The 3684-nt window shown below is 71.0% G+C and carries 2 protein-coding genes; one reads left to right on the top strand and one right to left on the bottom strand.

Annotation, left to right across the window (positions count from 1 at the left end; genetic code table 11):
* Positions 1-37 precede the first annotated feature (37 nt).
* The gene (locus JAO81_RS33045; RefSeq protein ID WP_233416271.1) at positions 38-2137 is read left to right on the top strand and encodes a hypothetical protein; all 2100 of its coding nucleotides are present in this window, start codon (positions 38-40) and stop codon (positions 2135-2137) included.
* An 81-nt stretch (positions 2138-2218) separates the two neighbouring features.
* On the opposite strand, the gene JAO81_RS33040 is transcribed toward JAO81_RS33045, so the two are convergent.
* Positions 2219-3448, bottom strand: a complete 1230-nt coding sequence (locus tag JAO81_RS33040) for a glycosyltransferase family 2 protein (RefSeq protein ID WP_199551668.1) — start codon at positions 3446-3448, stop codon at positions 2219-2221.
* Positions 3449-3684: the final 236 nt, after the last annotated feature.

The raw sequence follows: 3684 nt of genomic DNA, 5'->3' as shown, positions 1-3684 counted from the left end.
CCCCGCGGTTGTGGGGCCACCGCCCGCGCCCCAGGTCATGGGCGCCCTGCTCCCCAACGTCCCGCTGCTCACCGCGGCAGCGGCCACCGGCCTCGCGGCCGAGGCCGTGCTGCACACGTGGCAGAAGGACGTGCTCTATGCCGTGGCCAGGACCCATGCGAACGTCACGGTCCGCCAGGTACTGCGTGACTTCCTGCTCGTCGCCGGCCTGCTCAGCATGGATCTGCAGCGTCCCGAGGCCATCTATCTGCCGCTCCTGTTCGGCCTGCTCGCCTTCTACGGTCTGCACTTCGCCGCCCAGGCCGCCTCGATCCTGGTCCGCCGCAGCCGCACCCTTCCGGTGCTCACCCGCAACATCGACACCTCGGGGCTGCGCCTGACCGCGGCTCCGCCCTCGCTCCTGCTGCGCCGGCCCGGCACGCGGCTGCTGCTGTTCGGTCTCCCGGCGACGGCCGGTCTGATGACCGCGGCGGCCGACGGCTCCCCCGAGTTCGCCGCCTGGGGTGTTTCCCTCTCCGTCGGAATCGCGGCCGTCGGCCTCGGCGAGCTCCTCGTACGCCTGCCCCGGCGCCGGCGGCCCGCGGGCGGCGACGAGGTCCTCGAATGGTTCGAGAACTGGCTGGCGGAGTACCGGCCCACGGTCGGCATGTACTTCTCGGGCGGCAACTCGTCCGCGTATCAGGCGAACATGTGGCTGGAGCCGCTGGCCGGCCTCGAGGGCCGGCCGCTGATCGTGCTGCGCGAGCGCTTCATGATGCAGAAGATCGGGGCCACGGACATCCCGATCGTGTGCCTGCCCAAGGTCGCCGACCTGATGCGGCTCGAGCACTCGACCCTCAAGGTCCTGATCCACCCGGCGAATTCCGGCAAGACCTCGCAGATCCTGCGCATCCCGACCATCAAGCACGCGTTCGTCAACCACGGCGAGAGCGACAAGCTGTCCTCGTGCAACCCCTATGCGAAGGCATACGACGAGGTGTGGGTGGCCGGTCCCGCGGCACGGGAGCGCTACGCCCTCGCGGACGTGGGCGTCGACGACCGCGACGTGGTGGAGATCGGCCGTCCGCAGCTGGACGCCATCAAGCCCTACGCCGGACCGCCCACGGGGACGCACACCACGGTCCTGTACGCGCCCACCTGGGAGGGCTGGGACGGCAACCCGGGCAACACCTCGGTGGTGCTCGCCGGCGAGAACATCGTCCGTGCGCTGCTCGCCGACCCGGGGGTGCGCCTGCTCTACAAGCCCCATCCGCTGACCGGCTCGGTCGACCCCCGGGCGCGTACGGCGAACGAGCGCATCCAGGCGCTGATCCGCGAAGCCAACCAGTCGCGAAGGGGCTCGCGCGCCCCCGCCGCCACATCCTCGGGCGAACTGGAGCTGCGGACACAGGAGTTGACGGCGGCGGGCACCGAATCCCCGCGCAACGACTCCGACGCGATGGAGCGCATGATGCTGCAGGGGGCTCCCGAGCCCGGGCGCGCGGCAGCCGTCGCCGTGGCCGAGGAGGCCTGGCACGCCGCGTACTGGGCTTCGCTCCCCGCGGGCGAGCACCAGATCATCACCGACGCGCGGCCCACCCTGTACGCCTGCTTCGACATCACGGACGTCCTGGTCAGCGATGTGTCCAGCGTGGTCTCCGACTACCTGTCGAGCGGCAAGCCCTACGCCGTGGCCAATACGTCCGGACTGGACGAGGCCTCGTTCCGCACGGCGTTCCCGACGGTACGGGCAGCCGCGATCCTGGCCCCGGACGGTACGGGCGTCGCCGAGCTCCTGGAGTCGGTGCGCCCCCCCGAGAAGGACGACCCCGCGGCCGAGCGCGCCGAGTTGAAGGCCCATCTGCTCGGCCCCTCGGACCCGCCGTCAGCGGTCCGCTCCAACGCGGCGGCCCAGGCCCTGTGCGCCGAGGCCGACGCGCACCGCACCCGGATGGCCCGGCGCACGATGGACGCGATTCCCGGGCAGCGCACCGGCACGCAGGAGCAGCGGCCCGCACAAGCCGGGACCGCGGCGGCGGCCGCCGGGCTTGGTGCAGCCGAAGCGGGGCTCGCGGCGGCGGCAGCCGGGCCTGGTCCTGGGCCGGCCGAAGCCGGGCTCGCGACGAAGGAGCAGCAGATGGAGAGCCTGGCCGACTGATGCCGGCCCCTTCGGGTTCGGCTCGCCACCCGTGATACCGCACGGCCCCGGCTCGCGTCTCGAGCCGGGGCCTTACGCGGCTCAGGCCGCCAGCTGCTTGGGCGCCTCGTCCATGGGCGGGACGGCCGGCGGCACCGCCGGGACGACCACCGCGCGCGCGGGCCGGCGTACGGTCCGGCGCAGCACGGCCCCGGCCCGGCGGCGCAGCCCCCGTACGAGACGGGCGCGGCCGCTCATGGGCCACTGGATCCGGTCGGCGGACACCATTTCCTTCGTCGTCACGGCGTAGACGCGGTCGGGAATGCCGGCATCGCGGTCGCGGAAGTACGGGTAGCCCAGATACGTCCGCCCGTCGCTGCCGCCGTACACCTGCGGGGTCTTCTTGTCCCGCAGGAACGCGAGCAGACCGTCCAGGAGGTCCTCGCGCCCCTCGGCGACGAAGTGCAGCCGGAGCCGCTCGTGGACCTTCATCCGGCGCGCGACACCGGTGGACCAGTACGCGTCCATCAGTGGCTTGGCCAGCTCGAACTTGTGCCGGCGCACCTTCTCGCTCTGCTTCAGGAATCCCGGCCCGAACTGCGGCAGCAGCGTGATCAGGAAGGGGCGGATCATGAGCGAGTCGCGCTTCGCCCCCGCGGGCACGTTCTCCTCGATCAGCTTCATCAGGGCGCGCGCCGAATCAAAGCGCAGGGTGTAGCTGCCGCTCTTGGTGACGTGCACACCGTCGTCGCGTCCCACGAGGTGGTAGCAGACGTAGTCGGCGACGACCGAGACGCCGTCGGCGCGGAGGTAGGCCTCCAGCGTGAACAGCGCGTCCTCACCGGTCTTCAGGGACTCGTCGAAGCGCATGCCGTGGCGGACCAGCAATTCGCGCCGGAAGAGCTTCTGCGCGCTCAGCGTGAACTTGATGTTCGAGGAGAACACGTCCGTGCGGTCGAGGGACTTGCCCCACATCGACTGCGGAGCACCGCGATTGACGCCCACGACCTTGCCGAGCACCACATCGGTCCGGTTCCGGTCGCCCATGGCGACCATGCGCTCCAGCGCTTCGGGGCCGAAGTAGTCGTCGGCGTCCAGGAAGAAGACGTACCGCCCGCGGGCCTGGGCGAGGCCCACGTTGCGCGGGCCGCTCGGGCCGCCGGAGTTCTCCTGGTGGATGACCCGGGTCGGAATCGGGGAACGCGCCGCGAAGGCGTCGAGGTACTCGCCGGTTGTGTCGGTCGAGCCGTCGTTCACGGCGACGATCTCGATGCGGTCCGCGCTCAGCGTCTGCGCCTCGACGGACTTCAGGCACTCCACCAAGTAGGGCATTGCCTGATATGCGCCGATGACGACGGTGACGTCCGGAGTCGACACAGAGGTCCCCCTATTCACTGAACTTACGGTCGCCTAGCTAGACCTCCTTCGCGGCCCGCGCGTTGTACCGACGTCCGTATTTTTCCAGTGATCCACACCACAGCAGACATCCGGCGTCACACGCCTTTGCTTCCCACCGGCCCGGGCCTTCGTCAGGCCCGCACCTGACCGGCCTGACCCCCCCTCCCCGT

The sequence above is a fragment of the Streptomyces sp. N35 genome, from assembly GCF_016464295.1.
Classification (GTDB): domain Bacteria; phylum Actinomycetota; class Actinomycetes; order Streptomycetales; family Streptomycetaceae; genus Streptomyces.
This window is presented reverse-complemented; position numbering and strand designations above follow the sequence as displayed.

Coding starts and splice junctions, on each gene's coding strand:
- JAO81_RS33045 (WP_233416271.1), top strand. CDS start 38: ATGGGCGCCCTGCTCCCCAACGTCCCGCTGCTCACCGCGGCAGCGGCC.
- JAO81_RS33040 (WP_199551668.1), bottom strand. CDS start 3,448: ATGCCCTACTTGGTGGAGTGCCTGAAGTCCGTCGAGGCGCAGACGCTG.